The organism is Nocardioides sp. F233, assembly GCF_057813895.1.
Genome location: NZ_JBVASH010000006.1, coordinates 233326 through 253788, shown reverse-complemented (window position 1 = coordinate 253788; position 20463 = coordinate 233326). Strand labels below are relative to the sequence as shown.

Genomic DNA, 20463 nt, shown 5'->3' with positions numbered 1-20463 from the left:
GCGCCAAGCAACTCCCCTAGGGTTGACGCATGCCGGACCGGGCCGTGGGCGCGGCGACCTACTCGAACATCGGGTCCTGGGAGTCGCGCTTCACTCCAGGGAGGAACTGCAGGGCTCTCGCGGGCATCCTGGGAGTCGACGACCAGTCCGATGACGGATCGAGCGGCACGATCGCGGTCACCGCGGACGACGTGAGCATCTACCAGTCGCCGGGTCTGCCCGTGCTGACGCCGGGGATGAGCATGAAGATCCAGGTGCCGCGGGTTTTGCCGTACCGGTTCGGTCTCCGCGCGACTCACACCTCACCGGACGGCGTCGACGCCTATCCGGTGATCGGCGACCCGGCACTGCTCTGCACCGGGATCGGCTGACGGGTTGATTCATGCGCCGTGCGCGGTCAGCGGTACTCGGGGTTCTCGTGGTCGAACCGGGCACCCGCGTCCCACGCGGAACGCTGGTTGCCGTGGGCGGGGATGCCGTCGTTGCGCTTGAGCATCCGCGCGACGTGCATCAGGTTCCACGTCATGAAGGTCGTGTTGCGGTTGGTGAAGTCGTTCTCGGGTCCACCGCTGCCCGGGTCGAGGTACGACGGCCCGGGACCCGCCTCGCCGATCCAGCCCGCGTCGGCCTGGGGCGGGATCGTGTACCCGAGGTGCTGGAGCGAGTAGAGGACGTTCATGGCGCAGTGCTTGATGCCGTCCTCGTTGCCGGTGATGAGGCACCCGGCGGCCCGCCCGTAGTAGGCGTACTGGCCGCGTTCGTTGAGGTCGCCGCTGCCGCCGTACAGCCGTTCGATCACCTGCTTCATGACGCTGCTGTTGTCGCCGAGCCAGATCGGGCCGGCGAGCACCAGGATTTCGCTGGCCATCACCCGCTCGTGGATCTCCGGCCAGGTGTCGCTCGTCCAGCCGTGCTCGCGCATGTCGGTGTAGACGCCGGTGGCGATGTCGTGGTCGACGGCGCGGATCGTCTCGACGGCGACGCCGTGCTTGCGCATGATCGCGGCGCTCACGTCGACGAGGCCGCCGGTGTGGCTCAGGTCGGGGGAGCGTTTGAGGGTGCAGTTGATGAAGGTCGCCCGCAGGTCGCTGAAGTCGAGGTCGATGTCCGTCATGCCTCCCAGCATGGCCCGGACGGCGGCCCCGGCGGATCGCCCGGATGCGTGAACAAATGCTGACGCCTGTCCCGCACCTCTGGTGAGTGTCGGTGCCCCGTCCTACATTCGATGCCATGACCGCAACCCAGTGGACGGCGGACACCCTCCTGACCCGGTACGACGAGGTCAGGTCCCACACGGAGCGCCTTGCCGCACCCCTCAGTCCCGAGGACCAGACCGTCCAGTCGATGCCCGACGTGTCGCCGACGAAGTGGCACCGGGCGCACGTCACGTGGTTCTTCGAGACCTTCGTGCTGGCGGAGAACGAGGCCGGGTTCGCGCCGTACCAGGACAAGTACTGGTTCCTCTTCAACAGCTACTACGAGGCGGTCGGGCCCCGCTACAACCGCGCCGAGCGCGGGGTGATCAGTCGGCCGGGGGCGCACGACGTGGGCGTCTACCGGGGCAACGTCGACGACCGGATGCGTGACCTCGTCAGCAGCCTCGACCAGGGCACGATCGACAAGCTGGCGGGCACGATCGAGCTCGGGTTCCACCACGAGCAGCAGCACCAGGAGCTGCTGCTGATGGACATCAAGCACGTGCTCTCGCTCAACCCCCTGCGCCCGACGTACGCCGGCGCCCCGGCCGCGATCACGACCCCGGACCCGCTGGGGTGGGTCGAGGTGGAGGGCGGGTTGGTGGAGATCGGCCACGACAGCGCGGGGTTCTCGTTCGACAACGAGCTTCCGGTGCACCAGGTCTGGCTGGAGTCGTTCCGGCTCGCCGACCGGCTGGTGACCAACGGCGAGTGGCTCGACTTCATGGCCGACGGCGGATACCAGCGTCCCGAGCTCTGGCTGTCGGACGGCTGGGCCCAGGTCAAGACCCACGAGTGGCGGGCGCCGTTCTACTGGACCCAGGTCGACGGCGTGTGGTTCGAGCACACCCTGCACGGCACCTTCCCCGTCGACCTCGGGCTGCCGGTGAGCCACGTCAGCCACTACGAGGCCGACGCCTACGCGACGTGGGCGGGCAAGCGGCTGCCGACCGAGGCCGAGTGGGAGCACGCCGTCCGGCTCGACACCGGCGACGTCGCTCCCGGTGGGAACCTCGCCGACACCGAGACCTGGCACCCCCGCGCCGCCGGCGCGAGCACCGGCCGGCTGCGGCAGGTCTACGGCGACTGCTGGGAGTGGACCTCCTCGGCGTACCTGCCCTACCCCGGCTTCCACCCGGCGGCCGGCGCGATCGGCGAGTACAACGGCAAGTTCATGTCCGGCCAGATGGTGCTGCGCGGCGGCTGCGCGCTGACGCCGCCGGGCCATGCGCGGGCGAGCTACCGCAACTTCTTCCCACCCGGCGCACGCTGGGCGCTGAGCGGGCTGCGCCTCGCGGACGGCGGGGTCCGCGCATGAGCGAGACGCCCCGGGTCTGCGTGCTGCTCGAGCCCGACTGGGCCAGCGACAGCCTCGCGGCCGACGTACGCCGTGGTCTGAGCACCTATCCGCGCACCCTTCCGCCCCGATGGCTGTACGACGACCGCGGCTCCGCGCTCTTCGACGAGATCACCCGCCTGCCGGAGTACTACCCGTTCACCGCCGAGCGCTCGATCCTCGAGGCGCACGCCGACGAGATCGCCGCGGCCAGTGGGGCCACGGCGCTGGTCGAGCTCGGCAGCGGGACGAGCGAGAAGTCCCGGATCCTGCTCGACGCCTTCACGAGGACCGGTCAGCTGAAGCGGTTCGCGCCGGTCGACGTGGCCGAGGGGACGCTGCGGCAGGCGGCCGACGAGATCGCGGCCCGGCACCCCGGCCTCGAGGTGGTGGCCGTGGTCGGCGACTTCACCCTCCACCTCGCGCACCTGCCCGAAGGTGGGCGCCGGATGGTGGCCTTCCTCGGGGGCACGATCGGCAACCTCTACCGCGAGGAGCGCGCCGCCTTCCTCGGCGCGTTGGCGGACCAGCTGCAGCCGGGCGACTCGCTGCTGCTCGGCACCGACCTGGTCAAGAGCGCCGACCGGCTGATCGCGGCGTACGACGACAGCCAGGGCGTCACCGAGGAGTTCATCCGCAACAGCCTGGTCGTCGTCAACCGCGAGCTCGGCGCGGACTTCGATCCCGAGGCCTTCTCCTACGTCCCGTTCTGGGACCCCCACATGGAGCGGATGGACCTGCGGCTGCGGGCCGAGGTTCCGCAGCGGGTGAGCATCCCGGGCGCCGACGTCGTGCTCGACCTGGCGATGGGGGAGGAGATCCGGATCGAGATCTCGACCAAGTTCCGGGTCAGCCGGATCGCCGCCGAGCTCGAGGCCGCGGGCCTCGGCGTCGCACGTGTGTGGACCGACGACGCGGGCGACTTCGCGCTCACGCTCGCCGTGAAGGCCTGACGGTCACGGGAGTTCAGGCGCAGCCGCGTCGATGCGGTCGTGCTGCCGCCGCTCGTGGTGAGGGCGACCGTGACGACCGTCCTCAGCCGGTGCTTGCGCATCAGCGCTCGACGCGCTGCCCTGGTCAGCTTCAGCCTGGCCGACACCGAGCCGTTCGCCGGCGTCGTAAAGGTGGCCTCGGCGATCGCGACACCCTTCGCAAGCACGACGACGGTGCCGGCCGCGTTCGCCCCGAAGGCGAAGTGGAAGGTGCCGTTCGGGTGCACCTTGACGGCCTTCGGCGATGCCGCGAACGCTGCAGGAGCTGGTGGCTGGGCGACCACGCCTCCACCACCGGGAGGTGGCGTGCCGGGGCACCCCGTCGCAGCGTCCACCACGGTCGTCCCGGTGGCGATCACCTGTGAGCTGCCGTAGGTCTTGGTCAGCTGCCACGTCCAGGTGTCACCGGGCACGACCTTCGGAGTCACCGGACCGCCGTTGTAGGCGAAGGTTCCGGTGTCGGTCTGGGTGTGCGATCCGTCCGGGTCGGCGTACCAGGAGCCGTCGACGATGGTGAAGCTGTTCGCCCCGTCGACGTCGTGGTTGGCGACGACGCCGTAGTTCCAGGCCCCGGTGTCGAGACCGGACATGGATTCGGAGAGGAACACGGTGGCGTCGTACTCGCCCTGGTAGGGACACGCAGCGCGGAGCGTGACGGTGGCCGAGACGGCGGCGGACGAAGGTGGGGCCCACCCGAGAAGGGCGAGCGTCACTACCGAGGCGATCGCGAGTCGGAGGTTCGCCATCCGTGCATCGTCCTGCCGAGCGGACCGTCGAGGAAGGCCTGCGGCCCATCTTTTACCCGCGCGTCGGGGTGGACGTGACGGAGATGACGCGGCAAGGTCGGACCCACGCCGGAAGATCCCGGACACCCATCGATCTCGGAAGGTTGTGACGTGAAGAGAGCACTGACGATCGTTGCGTCGGTTGCGACGGCAACAGCACTGCTGGTGCCCGGGGGGAGCAGCAGCGCTGCACCGCAGGCTCCCCAGGTCGCCGCGAAGGCGCCGTCGTACACCCCACCTGCCCCTGTCTGGGGCGCGTGCACCAGCCAGCGTCTGATCGACGCCGGCGCCCAGTGCGCGATGCTCGAGGTACCCCTCGACTACGACAAGCCCAAGGGCAAGAAGATCCAGGTCGCGGTCAGCCGGATCCTGCACACCAACGCCGACTACAAGGGCATGATCGTCGGCAACCCCGGTGGTCCCGGTGGCTCCGGCCTGGGCATGGCCCGCTTGGGTGCGGCGATCCCGAACGGTGTCGGCGCCAAGTACGACTGGTACGGCTTCGATCCCCGTGGTGTCGGCAGCAGCACGCCGTCGCTGAGCTGCAACCCGGACTACAAGGGTGCGGGCTACGACCGGCCGAACTACGTGCCGACCAAGAAGAAGGACCTCAAGTGGTGGCAGCGCGTCACCAAGAGGTACGCCAAGGCGTGCTCGAAGTCTGACGCCAAGCGGCTGCTCAAGCACATGCACACGACTGACGTCGCCCAGGACCTCGACAGCCTGCGCAAGGCGGTCGGTGCGCCGAAGCTGAACTACTACGGCTTCTCCTACGGCACCTACCTCGGTCAGGTCTACGCGACGATGTTCCCGAAGAAGGTCGGCCGGTTCGTGTGGGACGGCGTCCTCAACGCCGACCGCGCGTTCTACGAGTCGAACGTCGACCAGAACATCCAGTTCGACAAGAACATCCGCACCTACTTCAACTGGTTGGCCCAGAACAACGCGGTGTTCGGCCTCGGCACCAACGGCAAGGCGATCCGCAAGGGCTACTACAAGCTGCTCAAGCACCTCGACAAGCAGCCCGCCGCGGGCGGCAAGCTCGGTCCCGACGAGCTCGGTGACGTGCTGCTGAGCGCCGGCTACTACGTCTACGACTGGAACACCATCGGCCTGGCCTACGCCAAGCTGGTCAAGACCGGTGACGGTGCGGACCTGATCGACATGTACGCCGGTCCCGGCGACGACAACGGTTTCGCCGTCTACAACGCGGTGCAGTGCACCGACGCGGTGTGGCCGAACTGGAAGAAGACCGAGGCCGACGCCTGGCGCGTGCACGCCAAGCACCCGTTCCTGACGTGGGGCAACACCTGGTACAACGCCCCCTGCCTGAACTGGCCGGCCCCGTCGCGCAAGGCGTTCGAGGTCAGCGGCAAGAAGGTCAAGTCGCCGATCCTGATGATCGGTGAGACCAACGACGCCGCGACGATCTTCTCCGGCGCGATCGTCACCCGCAAGGCGTTCCCGACCTCGTTCCTCATCGAGGGCAAGGGTGGTACGACGCACTCCGGCTCGCTGTCCGGCGTCGCCTGCACCGACGACCTCGTCGCCAGCTACCTCGACACCGGCGTGCTGCCGAAGCGCAAGAAGCACAAGGGCAGCGACCTCAAGTGCGACCCGGTCCCGCCGCCGGCGGCGAGCGTGTCCGCCCGGGGTACCGGTCCGCTGACGGTCGACGACCGGATGCCGGCCGACCTGCGCCGGCTGCTCCTCGAGGCCCAGGCGAGCGGTCGCTGAGGAGGGCCCTGAGAAGGCACGGAAGCACCGGGTGACCTCACCCACGAGCGGGCGTCGGCGTACTCGTCGGCGCCCGCTCGGCTGTCATGGCAAGATTCGGCGCGTGAGTCGTGTGGGGAGTCTCGGTGCCGCGCTCGTCGGCGTCCTGCTCCTGACGGGCTGCAGCGGGGAGCCCAAGGTCGTCCACCAGGCCGTGCCGACGCCCGAGGCGGTCGTCACCGACTACGACGCCTCGAAGGAGCCGTCGGCCGCGGTGCTGGCCCTGGTGCCGGCGGCCGCCACGACGCTCGAGGTCACCGACTTCGACCAGCTCCGCCTGGTGCTGGGCTTCTCGACGCTCGACGGGGCCACGCCCGGCCCGGAGCGCGACCAGTTCTGGCAGAAGGTCCCGCACACCGCGGCGCTCTCCGAGGGGCTGCTGCGGCCGGTCGACCAGCGGCTGCGCAACCAGTTCGGGATCAGCCAGGACGACGTCTCGTGGGAGGCCGGCTGGTCCGGGGACTCCGGCAAGGGCTGGGTCCTCGCGTTCCACGACAAGGTGCCGATGCCCGCGATCCACCGTGCCGTCGAGGCCGGGGTCGGTCCGCTGGCCGGCGCCGTCGTCGACGACAGCCGCCACCTCGTCACCTCCGCCGCCCCGCCCGCGGCGGCCGACTCCTGGGGAGCCGACCCGGCCCTGGTCGCGCTGACGGGCACGGAGGCGGTGTCGACGTACGTCGAGCGCGGCTGCACGCCCTTCGACACGGTCTTCGGCTCCGGCATGGAGAAGCAGCTCGCCGCGGCACCCGCCGCTGCTCTGCACGGGCTCGACGAGCTCGACGCCTGGTCGGTCGCCCTCGGCACCGAGCTGGTGACCGTCCAGCTCGGCGAGAAGCGCAGCGACGCCTTCGACCGGGTCCGGCTGGCCGACGTGATGCCGCCGACCGACCCGGACTTCGGCCTGGTCATGAGCCGCGGCGTCGCGGACCCGGCGAGCGGCCGGCTGGGCTACGTCCTCAATGACCCGGTGGCCGCGGCGCGGCTGACCCGCGCGGGGCACCTGCCCTTCACGGTCTGCCCGAGCTGACGCCGCTCAGGCGCCACTGAGCTCGTCGTACTGCGCCTTGTCGTGGGCGCAGATGACGGTGACCTCGTCGTTGCCGCGGGCCAGCGCCTGGAGCCGCTCGAGGTTCGCGAGCCGCGCCCGGTTGTCGATCGCCATCAGCCGCTGGAACGCGGTGAGCGACACCGGGCAGGTCGGCGGGTCGGCGAGCTGGCCGCCGTGGAAGAAGGCGTCGCCGGCGTGGAGCAGCCAGCGGCCGTCGTCACGGCGTACGGCGACCCCGGAGTGGCCGCGGGTGTGGCCGTGCAGCGGGATGATCACGACGTCGTCGGCGAGCGCGGTGACCGACGCGAACCCGAACCAGTCGTCGCCGCCCTCCTCGTGGAGGGTCCACTGCGGGCCATGCGCCCACTGGGCGCCGACGTACCGGGCCTTCTCGCGCAGGCTCGGGTGCGTGGCGGCGGCGTGCTCGGTCGCGTGCACGTGCACCCGGGCGTTCGGGAAGTCGCCGATGCCGCCGGCGTGGTCGAGGTCGAGGTGGGTGAGCACGATGTCGGTGACGTCGGCCGGGTCGTGGCCGCGCGCCTTCACCTGCGCCAGGGCGGTCTCGCCCGGGTCGAGGTCGGGGCGCACGGTGGTGAGGAACGGCCGACCGAGCCGCTTGCGGTCGGCGAGGTCGCCGGTACCGAAGCCGGTGTCGACGAGGGCGAGCCCGTCGGGCCGCTCGAGGAGCAGGACGTGGGCGACCATGGGGGGAGCGAGGGCGGGCCTCATGGTCGCGCAGTTGAGGTGGGAGATCCGCACGGCGTCAGGGTGTCACAGCTCGAGGTCGTGGAGTCGCTGAACCGTCGGTGACGTCGGCACGGTGCTCGGGTCGGGTGCGGTGCCGAACAGCCGGTCCGCCGTACCCGCGGTGGTGACGGTGAACCAGTAGTGCTCGCTCTTGTAGTGGTGCAGGCGGTGGTTGCGCCAGACCTTGCGGTACCACGCCGAGCGGGGCCGGTAGTCGCTGTGCAGCAGGTAGTGGGTCCACTCGTACGCCGACTTGATCGCGTAGATCGCCGTCAGCAGGGTGAACATCGCGCTCGTCGTCGGTGTGACGAGCCAGGCGAGCACGGTCCAGGCGGGCGCGAGCCAGAGCTGGGCCTGCCACGGGATGAAGACGAGCGGGATGGCGCGCGGGTCGGCGTGGTGTGCGCGGTGCTTGCGGGCGAGCAGGGGGTCGAGGGTGATCGGGCCGACGTGGCGTGGCTTCCAGTGCAGGATGAACACGTGGACCACCCACTCCACGACCGGCAGGATCGCGACCAGGCCGGCCGGGATCGCCAGCTCCCACCAGCTCCCCGGCCCCGACAGGATGCGGCCCGTGACCGCGGCGGCCAGGCAGGTCGCCAGCAGGTAGGGGCTCGGGTGGCGCCAGAACTCGACGAACACCTCGCCCAGCGTCTGGTTGGTACGCCGTCCGGCGGCCCGGTCGCCGACGTACTTCCCGTCCAGGCGGGCCTCGTCCTCGGCCAGCCGTCGTGCGGCGTGCGCCTCACGCGGGCTCACCTCTCGTCCCCCATCGCGGCGAAGGCACCGAGCAGCGTGTCGGCCGTCGGGGTGAGCACCCGGGCCGCGGCGGCGCGGGCGGTGGCGGTGTCGCCGGAGCGGATCGCGGCGGTGAGCAGCCGGTAGGGCTCGACCTGCCCGACCTCGCCGGCGAGCACGGTCGCCAGCGCGGGGAGCGCGGGCTCGTAGGCGGCGCGCAGGCTGTTGAACATCAGCCGGAACACCATCGAGTCGGCGCCATCGACGAGCAGGTCCCAGTAGTCGAGGGCGAGCACCTGCCACGCGACCGCGTCGGTGGTCGAGGCCATCGTGTCGGAGACGGCGTCCAGGTCGGTGGCGAGAGCGGGGCCGCCGCGCTCGGCGGCGAGAGCGGCGATGCCGGGTCCGACCTCGGCCCGGGCCTCGAGCACGCTGCGGCCGATCGACGTGTCGAGCTGCCCACCGCGGACGAGCAGCCGCGGCAGCAGGTCGAGACCGGCGGCGCGGCGGAAGTCGCGGACCAGGGTGGCTCCGCCGTGGCGGACCTCGACCAGCCCGGTCTGCGCGATCCGCTGCAGTGCCTCGCGCACGGCCGGGCGGGAGATGCCGAGCACCTCGGCGAGACGACGCTCGCTGGGCAGCGGCTCGCCGGCGGGCAGCTCGCCGTCGACGACCTCGTCGAGGAGCTGGTCGAAGACCTGGTCGGACACCGAGCGGCGGGTGACGGGGCGGAGGGCCATGGGGGCACCGTAGGCCGGCCTACGGCAGGTGGTCAAGTGGTCAGACCAGTTGCCTGATCCCGATGCCCGCCGGTGTGCGGGCGACTCGTAGGCTGCTGACGTGGTGCGGTGGTGGAGCATGCGGTTGTGGGGTGCCCACCTGCTCGGACTGGTCTGCGTGTCGATCGCGGTCGGCATGGGCGTGTGGCAGTACGACGCCTGGCAGGCTCGCCGCGACGCCGAGCGGGTCGACCTGACCCACGCGAAGCCGGTCGCGATGACCGACCTGATCGGCCCCGACGACCCGTTCCCGACGGCCGGCCTGGGACGTCCGGTCGAGGTGCGCGGCACCTTCCTGCCCGAGGGCACCGTGCTGGTGTCCGGCCGGGCCGGTGCGACGGGTGTCGACGGCGACTGGCTGGTCACCCCGATCACGGTGGGTGACGCGGACGCTCCCGCCGTACCCGTGGTCCGGGGGTGGGTGCCCGCCGGCACCGACCCCGCGAGCCTGCCGGCCCCGCCGAGCGGCGAGGTCGACCTGGTCGGCTGGCTGCAGCCGCCCGAGGGCAGCGGCCAGGAGGACGACGACCCGCGCGACGACGTGCTGCCGGAGCTGCGGATCGCCGACCTGGTCCAGCGCGTCGACCAGGACCTGTACGGCGCCTACGTGGTCGCCGAGGAGCCGCTGGCCGCCGACGCCGCGGCCGGGATCGACGGCGCGACGCTCGACCAGCTGCCGGAGGCGAGCCGGTTCACCGGGCTGCGCAACATCCTGTACGCGATCGAGTGGTGGGTGTTCGCCGCCTTCGCGGCCTTCCTGTGGTTCCGCTACGTGCGCGACGCCACGTCCGAGCGGGTGCTCGAGGAGGCCGACGCCGAGGCGGGCGAGGAGCCCGTCGTACGCTCGGACCCGTGACCAAGCTCTTCAACGTCTACCGCGTGCTCGCGCTCGTGGTCGGCGTGCTCCTGCTCGTCGGCACCGTCGGCTCGCTGCTGAAGTACCTGCTCCAGGACGGCACCACGCTCCAGCGGCTGGGTGACGACCTCACCCCGATCTGGCTGGTGCACGGCTGGGTCTACATCGTGTACGTCGTCGTCGCCTTCCTGCTCACGCAGAAGGCGCGCTGGACGATCCCCCAGCTCGGCCTGATGCTCATCGCCGGCCTCGTCCCCGGCCTGATCTTCTGGGTCGAGCGCCGGGTCGCCCAGCGCCTGCGCGAGGACCACGCGGAGCTCGCGCAGGGCTGAGCCTGCTGCAGGCGACTAGTCCTGCGGCTCCTCCGGCAGCGGGTCCGTGAGCGGGTCCGGGCGCGCGTCGGCCGGCGCGGGCGGCGGCGGGACCTGGTCGGGCTCGTCGATCGGCTCGGCCGCGGCAGGGGGAGCGGGTGGGGTCGGTGCGGTCGGCATCGCGGGCGAGGTCGGCTCGGGGGCCGACTGCCACGGGGACTCGTTGCCGCCCTGCAGCTTCTTGGCCACCGCACTCACGATCGCCCCCAGTGCACCGAGGACCACCAGCTTCTTCAGCTTTCCCATGCCCTGCGCTCCCTTCGTCGTTCCCGACCCCGGCCGGGTCGACGACTCCATCCCACCACGTCCCCGGCGGCGGGGGTCAACCCCTGGCGAGTGGTGGCCGGGCGTGTGGCCGTGCGTGTGCTCGTCAGTAGGATCGAGGTCGTTCCGCACCACACCCGTACCACCTGGAGACGAGGCACTTCCATGGCAGAGCAGCAGGCCGTCCTGAAGACCAACAAGGGCGACATCACGCTCAACCTGTTCCCGAACCACGCGCCGGAGACGGTCGCCAACTTCGTCGGCCTGGCCAAGGGCGAGAAGGCGAACTCGGCGAAGGGTGCGGGCGAGCCGTTCTACGACGGCCTGATCTTCCACCGCGTCATCGAGGGCTTCATGCTGCAGGGCGGCTGCCCGCAGGGCACCGGCACCGGTGGCCCGGGCTACCAGTTCAAGGACGAGCCGCACCCCGAGCTCACCTTCGACAAGCCGTACCTGCTCGCGATGGCCAACGCCGGCCCGGGCACCAACGGCTCGCAGTTCTTCATCACCACCGCGCCGACGACGTGGCTGAACTTCAAGCACACCATCTTCGGCGAGGTCGCCGACCAGGCCTCCCGCGACGTCGTCGACGCGATCGACAAGACGCCGACCGGTCGCATGGACCGTCCCGTCGAGGACGTCGTCATCGAGTCCGTCGAGATCATCGGCTGACCCACCCCGCATGAGCACCCCTCCGGTCGGAGTGCCGACCTGCTACCGGCACTCCGACCGTGAGACCTGGATCCGCTGTCAGCGCTGTGACCGCCCGATCTGCCCCGACTGCATGCGCGAGGCGTCGGTCGGCTTCCAGTGCCCCGAGTGCGTCGCCGAGGGGCGCACGTCGGTGCGCCAGGCGCGCACGGCGTACGGCGGCCAGATCACCGGCAACCCGGGCGCGGTCTCGATCGCGCTGATCGGCATCAACGTCGTCGTGTGGGCGGCGATCATGGCGACCGGCCGCTACGGCAGCAAGCTCTACGAGCTCTTCGCGCTCGCCGCCACGGGCTCGTGCCGGGAGAACGACGGCAGCTACTACCCGCTGATCAACGAGGCGCAGTGCCACGCCGGCACCACCGCCCACTGGGCGAGCGGCGTCAGCGACGGCGCCGTCTGGCAGCTGCTCACCTCGATGTTCACCCACGTCGAGCCGTGGCACCTGGGCTTCAACATGCTCGCGCTGTGGGTGCTCGGCCCGCAGCTCGAGGCGATCCTGGGCCGCGGCCGGTACCTCGCGCTCTACCTGCTCTCCGGACTGGCCGGCTCGGTGGCCGTCTACTGGCTGTCCAACGAGCAGGCCACCACCGTCGGCGCATCCGGTGCCGTGTTCGGCCTGATGGGCGCGCTCCTGGTGGTCGGCCTCAAGATCGGCGGCAACGTGCAGAGCCTGCTGGTCTGGATCGGCATCAACGTGGCTCTGACCTTCAGCGTCCACAACGTCTCCTGGCAGGGCCACTTCGGCGGCTTGGTCGGAGGCGCGGCGATCGCCGCCGTGCTCGTGCTGGCGCCGAAGGAGCGTCGCACGGCCGTGCAGGCGGCGGGCCTGTCGGCCATCGGCGCCGTGCTCGTCGCCGCCACCGTGCTCCGCACGCTCACCCTCACCTGACCCGGCAGGAACTGGCTCGCGAATCGCGTCGACCCGGCACAAAGTGGCTCGCGAATCGCGTCGACCCGGCAGAACTTTCTGCCGGGTCGGCTGCTTTTTCGAGCCAGTTTCTGCCGGGTCGGCGTTTTCCCCAGGCTTTTCCACCGATGTGGATGAATGACACCCATGTAGTTCTCCCCAGCTGTGGACAGCCTTGGGGAAAACCACCGGTGGAAAAACAACCGCGCCGGCGGGACCACGAGGGTCCGCCGGCGCGGCGTACGAGCAGCGGGAGGCCTACTCCCAGCGGGTGGCGAAGGCGAAGCCGACGGCCATGAACCCGATGCCGACGAACAGGTTCCTCTGGCCCAGGTCGTTGAGGATCGGGATGTCCTTGGGGTCGTTGCCCGTCAGGAAGATGTAGAAGACGCAGATCCACAGCAGGCCGATGAGGAAGCAGGCCAGCATGCTGATGACGACGCCGCGGCCACGACCCATCGGGGTGGACGGGTGGGCGGAGACCATCAGGCCGAGGAAGAACGCGATGAAGCCGATCAGGTAGTTCTTCGTGTCGAGGTCGGCGAAGAAGGACGGACCGCCCGGCTGGACCGGCTTGCCGCTCTTCGTGAACGTCGAGGTCCAGCCGTCCGAGGGGCGGATGCCGTAGTACGTGTAGAGGATCCAGCCGATACCGCCGAGGATCAGCACCAGCGCGATGGCGAAGCGGATGCTCAGCAGCGGGCCGCGATCGGGGTCGCCGAAGACCTCGCGCTCCTTGCGCTTCGACAGGCGGGACGACTTCGCCACGGGTGGCTCCTCGATCAGGTTCAGTGGTGGTGGACACTGTCAGTATGACGGGTGCCCACGCCGGAGGTACGACGGGCCGCCGACCCGAGGCGCGCGATCGCTCCAAGGCGTGGCGGGTGGGCACCCCTGCGGTGGTGCTGCTGTGCGGTGCGCTGCTCGCCGTCTCGGCCACCAACAGCGAGGGATCCGACCTGCGACCCGGTCGCTACACCGACCTCGCGGGGCTGGTCGAGGGCGAGGCGTCGGACTACCGCAAGGTCGAGGCGAGGTACCAGGAGCTGTCCGACCAGGTCGAGCGGCTCAGCGCCGGCGTCGGCGACAAGGGAGTGCGCGACGCGCGGCGCGAGATCGCCAAGCTGCGTGACCCGGCGGGCATGACGCCGCGCACCGGGCCGGGCCTGAAGATCACCCTCTCCGACGCGCCGGAGGAGCTCCTCGACGACGCCGTGGAGCGCAACAGGCACCTCGACCCCGACGACCAGCTCAACCTCAACCGGTTCGTGGTGCACCAGCAGGACATCCAGGCCCTGGTCAACGCGCTGTGGCGGGGAGGCGCCACCGCCGTCACCATCGCGGGCCAGCGGGTGATCTCCACGACCGGCATCCGCTGCAAGGGTCCCGTGGTCCAGCTCCAGGGCGAGCCGTTCCCGCAGCCCTACGTCATCGAGGCGGTCGGCGACGAGGGCGACCTCTACTCCTCGGTCGCCGGCGACCCGATCGTCGCCGGCTACCGCAAGGACGCCGACAACCCGCTCATCGAGATGGGATGGGACCTCGAGGTCGAGGACCGGATCGAGGCGCCGGCGTACGACGGCCTGGTCGACCTGCAGTACGCCCGGCCCCTGCGCTGAGGCGCCCCCGACTCACCCCAGCGGGTTGAGCGGGTCGGTCCCGTTGGCGACCTCCTGGCCGTCGCTGACGCCGTCGCCGTCGGTGTCCGGGTTGGTCGGGTCGGTGCCGCGGGCAGTCTCGTCGGCGTCGGGCAGCCCGTCGCCGTCGGTGTCGACGACCGGCGGCGCCGGCTCGTAGACCGACACCAGGATGACGACGTTGGCACCCTTCGGCAGCGTCCCGTCGGCGGGGATCTGCTCGGTGACCCGGCCCTTCTTCTGGCTGGTGTCGTCGGCGCGGGCGTCCCGGGCGACGGGTACGAAGCCGGCGGCGCGGATCGCTTGCTCGGCGGCGGCCTGCTTCATGCCGACCACGTTGGGCACCGTCTCCGGCCCGTCGGACAGGCACAGCTGGACGGTGGCGTCCTGGTCGACCATCGTGTTGGCGGTCGGGGTCTGCTCGACGACGGTGTTCTTGGGGTCGTCGGTGTCGCACTCGCGCGAGGTGATGTTGCGCTCGGCGATCCCCGCGTCGACCAGGGTCTGGATCGCCGCCTTGCGCTTCTGCTCGACCACCGAGGGCAGCGCGAACTGCCCCTTGCCGAGCGAGACGACGAAGCTGATCCGGGTGCCGGCCTCGACGTAGTCGTCACCGACCGGGTTCTGCTCGATGACCCGGCCCGCCTCGATGGTGTCGTCGTTGCGGACGCTGACGGTGCCGACCTCGAAGCCGGCCTTGCCGATCGCGGCGCGGGCGTCGTCCTCGGTCATCCGGACCACGTTCGGGACCCGCTCCGGCGGTGGCGTGTTGTCGAAGAGCCGGGGCAGCACGAAGAACGCCGTACCGATCAGCGCGGCGATGAGCAGGCCGAGGAGGACCCACAGGGTCGCCCGGCTGCGGCGGTCGCTCTCGCGGTCGCGGTCGGGCGGCAGCGGCTGCCGGATCGCGGTCTCGTGGTGCTCGACCGGGGCGGCGTGCCGCGGCGCGACGACCGAGGTCTCGCTGGTCTCGGAGGGCAGCACGGCCTGCACCGGCCGTCCCGCGAGGTAGCGCTCGATGTCGGCGCGCATCTGGGCGGCCGACTGGTAGCGGTCCTCGACCCGCTTGGCGAGCGCCTTCATCACGATGGCGTCGACCTCGGGGGTGAGGTCGTCCTCGTGCCGCGACGGGGGTACGGCGGGTTCGCGGACGTGCTGGTAGGCGACCGCCACCGGCGAGTCGCCGACGAACGGCGGCCGCCCGGTCAGCAGCTCGTAGAGCAGGCAGCCGGCGGAGTAGACGTCGGAGCGGGAGTCGACGGTCTCGCCACGGGCCTGCTCGGGGGAGAGGTACTGCGCGGTGCCGACGACGGCCGCGGTCTGGGTCATCGAGGACTGGGCGTCGCTCATCGCGCGGGCGATGCCGAAGTCCATCACCTTGATGTCACCGGACGGGGTGAGCATGACGTTGCCGGGCTTGATGTCGCGGTGGATGATCCCGGCGCGGTGGCTGTAGTCGAGCGCCGACAGCACGCCGCTGGTGATCTCCAGGGCCCGCTCGGGCAGGATCTTGCGGCCCTCGCGCAGGATGTCGCGCAGGGTGCGCCCGGCGACGTACTCCATCACGATGTAGGGGACCACCTCGGTGCTGCCGTCGAGGTGCGTCGTGCGCTCCTCGCCGGTGTCGTAGACCGCGACGATCGCCGGGTGGTTCAGCGACGCGGACGACTGCGCCTCGCGGCGGAACCGGGCCTGGAAGGTGGCGTCGCTGGCGAGGTCGGTGCGCAGCCGCTTGACGGCCACGACCCGACCCAGCCGGGTGTCGGTGCCCTTGCGGACCTCGGCCATGCCGCCGCGGCCGAGGAGCTCACCGAGCTCGTACCGTCCGCCGACGACGGGCCGGCCGGCGCCGGGCTCGTGCGGAGGAGTGGTCACTGGGCACCACCTGTCAGGTCGGTGGGAGCGGTGGGCAGGGTGATCGGGTTGCTGGGCTCGGTCGGCTCGGTGCTCGGCTCCTCCGGGGCCGGGCCCCAGTAGTAGACGACGATCGCGTCGCCGACGGTGAGCGTGCCGTTGCGGGAGAACCGGGACACGGTGCCCTCGTCGCAGCCGCCGTCGTTGGTCTGGGAGTCCTGCTCCCAGGTGACCTTGAGGCCGTCGGCGCGCAGGTCGGCGACGGCGTCGTGGTAGTCGCTGAAGCAGGTGTACTGGTCCTCGTCGACCTCGACCGTCTTCGGCGCCTCGGTGGTCGGCTCCGTCGTGGGCTCGGTGGTCGGCTCCGTCGTGGGCTCCGTCGTCGGCTCCGAGGTCGGCGTCGTCGTGTCCTCGACCACGGGGGTGTCGTCGCCGCGGTTGCCGAGGAGCAGCACGGCCGCGACCACGGCGAGGATGACCAGCACGATCACGGCGACCGCGATCGGCCACGGCGACCTGCGCCGCTCGTCGTCGTCCGGTGCGGGCCGGCTGTCGCCGGCATACGCCGCCGGGCTGTCCAGGCGGCGCATCGGCTGCGACGGCGGGCTGGCGGGCACCGGGGCGGGCACGGGCGGCACGACGCCGGTCAGCACCCGGGTCCCTTCGTCGGGATCGGGGGTCGCGGCGGCGGCCGCCACCTCGGGCGAGCGGAGCGCATCGGCGAAGGCGGCGCCGTCGGGGTACCGCTCGGCCGGGTCCTTGGCCAGCGCCCGGCGTACGACGGCCGCGAGCGGCCCTGGCACGCTCGGCGGCAGCTGCGGGACGGGCTGCTGGAGGTGGGCGAGCGCGGTCGCGACCGGCGTCTCGGCCTCGAACGGGCGGCGCCCGGACAGGCACTCGAAGGCCACGACACCGAGCGAGTAGACGTCGGAGGCGGGCGTCGACGGGTTGCCGCGGGCCTGCTCGGGGCTGAGGTACTGCGGCGTGCCCATCACCGAACCGGTGCGGGTCAGCGCGACCGAGTCGAGCGCGCGGGCGATGCCGAAGTCGGTGATCTTGACCGTGCGGTCGGAGGTCACGAGCAGGTTCGCCGGCTTCACGTCGCGGTGCACGATGCCGGCGCGGTGGGCGACGCCGAGCGCGTCGGCGGCCTGCGCCATCAGGTCCTGCACCACCCCGGTGTCGAGGGTGCGGCCGCTGGCGCGGGCGTTGGACAGCAGCGCCGAGAGCGGCTGGCCGTCGACCAGCTCCATGACGAGGTACGGCGGCAGGTCGTCGCCGGCTCCCTCGGCGTGGCCGCCGGCGCCGTAGTCGTAGACCCCCGCGATGCCCGGGTGGTGGAGCGCGGCGGCGCTGCGCGCCTCGCCCTCGAACCGGCTGCGGAACGTCGCGTCGTCGGCGTACTCGGGCTTGAGCACCTTGACCGCGACCGGCCGGCCGAGCCGGGTGTCGGTCGCGCGCCAGACCACGCCCATGCCGCCGGTGGCGATCACGGAGTCGAGGCGGTAGCGACCGGCCCGGTCGGCGTACCTGCTCTGCTCGGTCACTTCTTCAACACCGCTTCCATCACTGCCTTCGCGATCGGACCACCGAGCTGGCCGCCCGCGATCTCGCCGCACGCCACGTCCGGCGCCTCTTCGATCATGACTGCCACCGCCACCTCGGCGTCCTCCGCCGGGGCGAAGGACACGAACCAGGCGTACGGCGGCTTGCCGCCCGCGCTGCACAACGAGTCGCCGCGCTGCGCCGTGCCTGTCTTGCCGGCCACCTTGACGCCGGGGATCGCGGCCGGCGACGCCGTTCCGTTGTCGACGGTCGCCTCGAGCAGCTGGGTGAGCTCACCGGCGGTCTGGGCCGACACGGCGTGCTCGTTGAACACCTCGGGCTCGCTCGTGCGCAGCACGTTGAAGCCGGCGGTCTGCACCTTCTCGACGAGGTAGGGCCGCATCAACGTGCCCTGGTTGGCGATCGCCGCGGTGACCATGGCCATCTGCAGCGGCGTCGCCTGGACGGTGTTCTGGCCGATGCCGGTCTGCGCGGTCTCGGCCAGGCTCAGCTCGCGGGTGCCGCCGCCCTCGCTCTCCGGGACATCGACGCTGGCCGGGTAGACCGACTGGACCTGGCCCTGCAGGTCGCGCAGGTAGTCGCTGTTGAAGCCGAACGCCTCGGCCTGGGCGCGCATCTTGTCGGGGCCGACGTCGACCGCGAGCTGCGCGAAGGTCGTGTTGCACGACCACTCCATGGCGGTCGCGAAGGAGACCTTCGCCGGGCTGCACTGGCTGCGCCCGTCGTTGGCGATCCGGTGGGTGGTGCCCGGCGGTTGGTACGTCGCGCCCGCGGGGACCTGGTCGCCGGCGTGGAACTTGCCGTTCTCGATCGCGGCCGCCGCGGTCACCAGCTTGAACGTGGAGCCGGGGAACAGGCGGGTGCGGATCGCCCGGTTGAGCAGCGGCTCCCGCTCGTCGGCGTCGAGCCCCTTGTAGGCGGCCGACGCCTTGGCGGAGTCGTGGCTGGCCAGCTCGTTGGGGTCGTACGACGGGTAGCTGGCCATCGCGAGGATCCGGCCGGTCTTCGGCTGGATCGCCACCACGGAGCCCTCGCCGCGCGGGCCGAGGGTGTCGCGCAGGCCCTCGAACGCGGCCTTCTGCGCGGCCGCGTCGAGGGTGAGCACGACGTTGCCGCCCTGCGCGGTCTCGCCCTTGAGCAGGTCGACGAGCCGGGTCACGAACAGCTGCGGGTCCTCGCCGGTGAGCACGGCGTTCTGGCTGCGCTCGATGCCGGTCTGGCTGCCGAGCTGCAGGTAGCCGGTGACCGGGGCGAACATCCGGGCGCCGGCCTCCGGGTAGACCCGCAGGTACTTGTAGCGGTCGTCGACCGGCTTGCTCGTCGCCACCGGCTCGTCGCCGACGATGATCTGGCCCCGCTCGCGGCTGTACGACGCCTCGGCGACCCGGGCGTTGCGCGGGTCCTTGTTGTAGGAGCCGGACTTCACGAACTGCACGTAGGTCACGTTCGCCATCAGGGCGAGGAACAGGAACATGCAGAAGATGGAGACCGCTCGGATCGGCTTGTTCATCGCTCGGGCACCACCTTCACGATCTGGGTGGCCTGCTCGTCCGGGTCCTCCGCGTCGGGCGCGAGGTCGGGCAGCGGCCGGCGGGCCTGGTCGGAGATACGCAGCAGGATGGCGATGATCACCCAGTTCACGACCAGGGACGACCCGCCGTACGACAGGAATGGTGTGGTCAGGCCGGTCAGCGGGATCAGCCGGGTGACGCCGCCGATGACGACGAAGACCTGCAGCGCGAACACCGCGGCGAGACCGGTCGCGACCAGCTTGCCGAAGCCGTCGCGGGAGATGAGGGCCGCGCGCAGCGCCCGCTCCACGACGAGGCCGTAGAGCAGCAGCACCGCCATCACGGCGGTGAGACCGAGCTCCTCGCCGATGGCGGCGAGGATGAAGTCGGACTCGACGTACGGCACCCGCTGGGGCATGCCCTCACCGAGGCCGCGACCCACGAGGCCGCCCCACGCGAAGCCGTAGAGCGCCTGCACCAGCTGGTAGCCCTTGCCGTCGGCGTCGGCGAACGGGTGCAACCAGATGTCGACGCGGCTCTGCACGTGGCCGAAGATGCGGTACGCCGCGGTGGCGCCGCCGAAGAACAGGATGGCGCCGACGACGAGCCAGCCGGGACGCTCGGTGGCGACGTACAGCATGACCAGGAAGAGGCCGAAGAACAGCAGGCTGGAGCCGAGGTCGCGCTGCAGCACCAGGATGCCGAGGCTGACCACCCACATCATCAGGATCGGGCCGAGGTCGCGGCCGCGCGGCAGGTCGACGAAGACCACGCGGCGCCCGGCGAGGGCGAGCGCGTCGCGGTGGACGACGAGGTAGCCGGCGAAGGTGATGACGAGCAGCAGCTTCGCCACCTCGCCGGGCTGGAAGCTGAACGGGCCGAGCGAGATCCAGATCTTCGCGCCGTTGATGGAGGTGCCGAGGCCGGGGACCATCGGCAGGACCAGCAGCACGATCGCGGCCAGGCCCGAGGTGTAGGTGAACCGGGCGAGCAGCCGGTGGTCGGGCAGCGCGATCAGGGTGCCGACGAAGAGCGCGACGCCGAGCGTCATCCAGGTCAGCTGCTGGCTGGCGAGGCCGGTGTCCTTGGCCAGGTCGACGCGGTGGATGACCGCCAGGCCCAGGCCGTTGAGGGCTGCCACGACGGGCAGCAGCACCGGGTCGGCGTACGGCGCGACGATGCGGACCGCCACGTGGGCCGCCACGACGAGCAGGGTCAGCCAGCCGCCGTACCCGATCAGGTTGGCGGGCACCTCGCCGTCGACGCCCAGGCCGACGGCGGCGTAGGCGCCGATGCCGACGACCAGGGCGAGCACGAGCAGGAACAGCTCCGCGCCCCGCCGGCGGCGGTGCACGAATCCCATCAGCGCGGAGTTGGTGGCCATGG

General features: G+C 71.2%; 20 protein-coding genes. 10 read left to right on the top strand and 10 right to left on the bottom strand.

Annotated features, from left to right (window positions below):
- The first annotated feature begins 29 nt into the window (after positions 1–29).
- Positions 30–371, top strand: a complete 342-nt coding sequence (locus tag ACZYRU_RS22095; protein WP_488959250.1) for a hypothetical protein — start codon at positions 30–32, stop codon at positions 369–371.
- A 26-nt stretch (positions 372–397) separates the two neighbouring features.
- On the opposite strand, the gene ACZYRU_RS22090 is transcribed toward ACZYRU_RS22095, so the two are convergent.
- The gene (locus ACZYRU_RS22090) at positions 398–1114 is read right to left on the bottom strand and encodes a flavodoxin family protein (protein ID WP_488959249.1); all 717 of its coding nucleotides are present in this window, start codon (positions 1112–1114) and stop codon (positions 398–400) included.
- Between the two features lie 116 nt (positions 1115–1230).
- Between ACZYRU_RS22090 and egtB the strand changes: the two genes are divergently transcribed.
- From egtB to ACZYRU_RS22070, 4 genes are all read left to right on the top strand, one after another.
- Entirely contained in the window at positions 1231–2514 is a 1284-nt protein-coding gene (gene egtB, locus ACZYRU_RS22085) for an ergothioneine biosynthesis protein EgtB (RefSeq protein WP_488959248.1), read from the top strand.
- Positions 2511–3485 carry an L-histidine N(alpha)-methyltransferase gene (egtD, locus tag ACZYRU_RS22080; protein WP_488959247.1) on the top strand — a complete coding sequence of 325 codons (975 nt, stop codon included), beginning with the start codon at positions 2511–2513 and terminating at the stop codon, positions 3483–3485. The genes egtB and egtD overlap by 4 nt, the downstream gene beginning before the upstream one ends.
- Before the next feature lie 935 nt (positions 3486–4420).
- The gene (locus ACZYRU_RS22075) at positions 4421–6046 is read left to right on the top strand and encodes an alpha/beta hydrolase (protein WP_488959246.1); all 1626 of its coding nucleotides are present in this window, start codon (positions 4421–4423) and stop codon (positions 6044–6046) included.
- Positions 6047–6149: 103 nt separating this feature from the next.
- Positions 6150–7112: a hypothetical protein gene (locus tag ACZYRU_RS22070; protein WP_488959245.1), complete on the top strand. Its 963-nt coding sequence runs from the start codon at positions 6150–6152 to the stop codon at positions 7110–7112.
- 6 nt (positions 7113–7118) lie between these two features.
- Here ACZYRU_RS22070 and ACZYRU_RS22065 read toward each other — a convergent pair whose 3' ends face one another.
- Genes ACZYRU_RS22065 through ACZYRU_RS22055 form a run of 3 tightly spaced genes read right to left on the bottom strand, consistent with a single transcriptional unit; the run spans position 7119 to position 9358 of the window.
- Positions 7119–7892 (bottom strand): MBL fold metallo-hydrolase, encoded by a 774-nt coding sequence (locus ACZYRU_RS22065; protein WP_488959244.1) that lies wholly within the window; start codon positions 7890–7892, stop codon positions 7119–7121.
- A 12-nt stretch (positions 7893–7904) separates the two neighbouring features.
- Positions 7905–8639, bottom strand: coding sequence for a sterol desaturase family protein (locus ACZYRU_RS22060; RefSeq protein ID WP_488959243.1), 735 nt, complete (start codon positions 8637–8639; stop codon positions 7905–7907).
- A complete protein-coding gene (locus ACZYRU_RS22055; protein WP_488959242.1) occupies positions 8636–9358 on the bottom strand; it encodes a FadR/GntR family transcriptional regulator in 723 nt (240 codons plus the stop codon). Before ACZYRU_RS22055 ends, ACZYRU_RS22060 begins: the two co-directional genes overlap by 4 nt.
- A 100-nt stretch (positions 9359–9458) precedes the next feature.
- Between ACZYRU_RS22055 and ACZYRU_RS22050 the strand changes: the two genes are divergently transcribed.
- Both ACZYRU_RS22050 and ACZYRU_RS22045 read left to right on the top strand, forming a co-directional pair.
- Positions 9459–10253: an SURF1 family protein gene (locus tag ACZYRU_RS22050; protein WP_488959241.1), complete on the top strand. Its 795-nt coding sequence runs from the start codon at positions 9459–9461 to the stop codon at positions 10251–10253.
- Positions 10250–10585 (top strand): DUF3817 domain-containing protein, encoded by a 336-nt coding sequence (locus ACZYRU_RS22045; protein WP_488959240.1) that lies wholly within the window; start codon positions 10250–10252, stop codon positions 10583–10585. The genes ACZYRU_RS22050 and ACZYRU_RS22045 overlap by 4 nt, the downstream gene beginning before the upstream one ends.
- Before the next feature lie 15 nt (positions 10586–10600).
- Here the strand turns inward: ACZYRU_RS22045 and ACZYRU_RS22040 are convergent, their stop codons facing one another.
- On the bottom strand, positions 10601–10870 hold the full coding sequence (locus ACZYRU_RS22040; protein WP_488959239.1) for a hypothetical protein: 270 nt from the start codon (positions 10868–10870) through the stop codon (positions 10601–10603).
- Between the two features lie 183 nt (positions 10871–11053).
- On the opposite strand from ACZYRU_RS22040, the gene ACZYRU_RS22035 reads away from it, so the two are divergent.
- Positions 11054–11560: a peptidylprolyl isomerase gene (locus ACZYRU_RS22035; RefSeq protein WP_488959238.1), complete on the top strand. Its 507-nt coding sequence runs from the start codon at positions 11054–11056 to the stop codon at positions 11558–11560.
- Between the two features lie 10 nt (positions 11561–11570).
- Positions 11571–12491 carry a rhomboid family intramembrane serine protease gene (locus tag ACZYRU_RS22030; RefSeq protein WP_488959237.1) on the top strand — a complete coding sequence of 307 codons (921 nt, stop codon included), beginning with the start codon at positions 11571–11573 and terminating at the stop codon, positions 12489–12491.
- Positions 12492–12767: 276 nt separating this feature from the next.
- Here the strand turns inward: ACZYRU_RS22030 and ACZYRU_RS22025 are convergent, their stop codons facing one another.
- Positions 12768–13277 carry a cell division protein CrgA gene (locus tag ACZYRU_RS22025; RefSeq protein ID WP_488959236.1) on the bottom strand — a complete coding sequence of 170 codons (510 nt, stop codon included), beginning with the start codon at positions 13275–13277 and terminating at the stop codon, positions 12768–12770.
- A gap of 44 nt (positions 13278–13321) precedes the next feature.
- On the opposite strand from ACZYRU_RS22025, the gene ACZYRU_RS22020 reads away from it, so the two are divergent.
- Positions 13322–14128 carry a DUF881 domain-containing protein gene (locus ACZYRU_RS22020; RefSeq protein ID WP_488959235.1) on the top strand — a complete coding sequence of 269 codons (807 nt, stop codon included), beginning with the start codon at positions 13322–13324 and terminating at the stop codon, positions 14126–14128.
- A gap of 12 nt (positions 14129–14140) precedes the next feature.
- Here the strand turns inward: ACZYRU_RS22020 and pknB are convergent, their stop codons facing one another.
- Genes pknB through ACZYRU_RS22000 form a run of 4 tightly spaced genes read right to left on the bottom strand, consistent with a single transcriptional unit; the run spans position 14141 to position 20461 of the window.
- Positions 14141–16021 (bottom strand): Stk1 family PASTA domain-containing Ser/Thr kinase, encoded by a 1881-nt coding sequence (pknB, locus tag ACZYRU_RS22015; RefSeq protein ID WP_488959234.1) that lies wholly within the window; start codon positions 16019–16021, stop codon positions 14141–14143.
- Positions 16018–17547 carry a serine/threonine-protein kinase gene (locus tag ACZYRU_RS22010; protein ID WP_488959233.1) on the bottom strand — a complete coding sequence of 510 codons (1530 nt, stop codon included), beginning with the start codon at positions 17545–17547 and terminating at the stop codon, positions 16018–16020. The genes pknB and ACZYRU_RS22010 overlap by 4 nt, the downstream gene beginning before the upstream one ends.
- Positions 17544–19076, bottom strand: a complete 1533-nt coding sequence (locus tag ACZYRU_RS22005) for a peptidoglycan D,D-transpeptidase FtsI family protein (protein ID WP_488959232.1) — start codon at positions 19074–19076, stop codon at positions 17544–17546. Before ACZYRU_RS22005 ends, ACZYRU_RS22010 begins: the two co-directional genes overlap by 4 nt.
- On the bottom strand, positions 19073–20461 hold the full coding sequence (locus ACZYRU_RS22000) for an FtsW/RodA/SpoVE family cell cycle protein (RefSeq protein ID WP_488959231.1): 1389 nt from the start codon (positions 20459–20461) through the stop codon (positions 19073–19075). Before ACZYRU_RS22000 ends, ACZYRU_RS22005 begins: the two co-directional genes overlap by 4 nt.
- Positions 20462–20463: the final 2 nt, after the last annotated feature.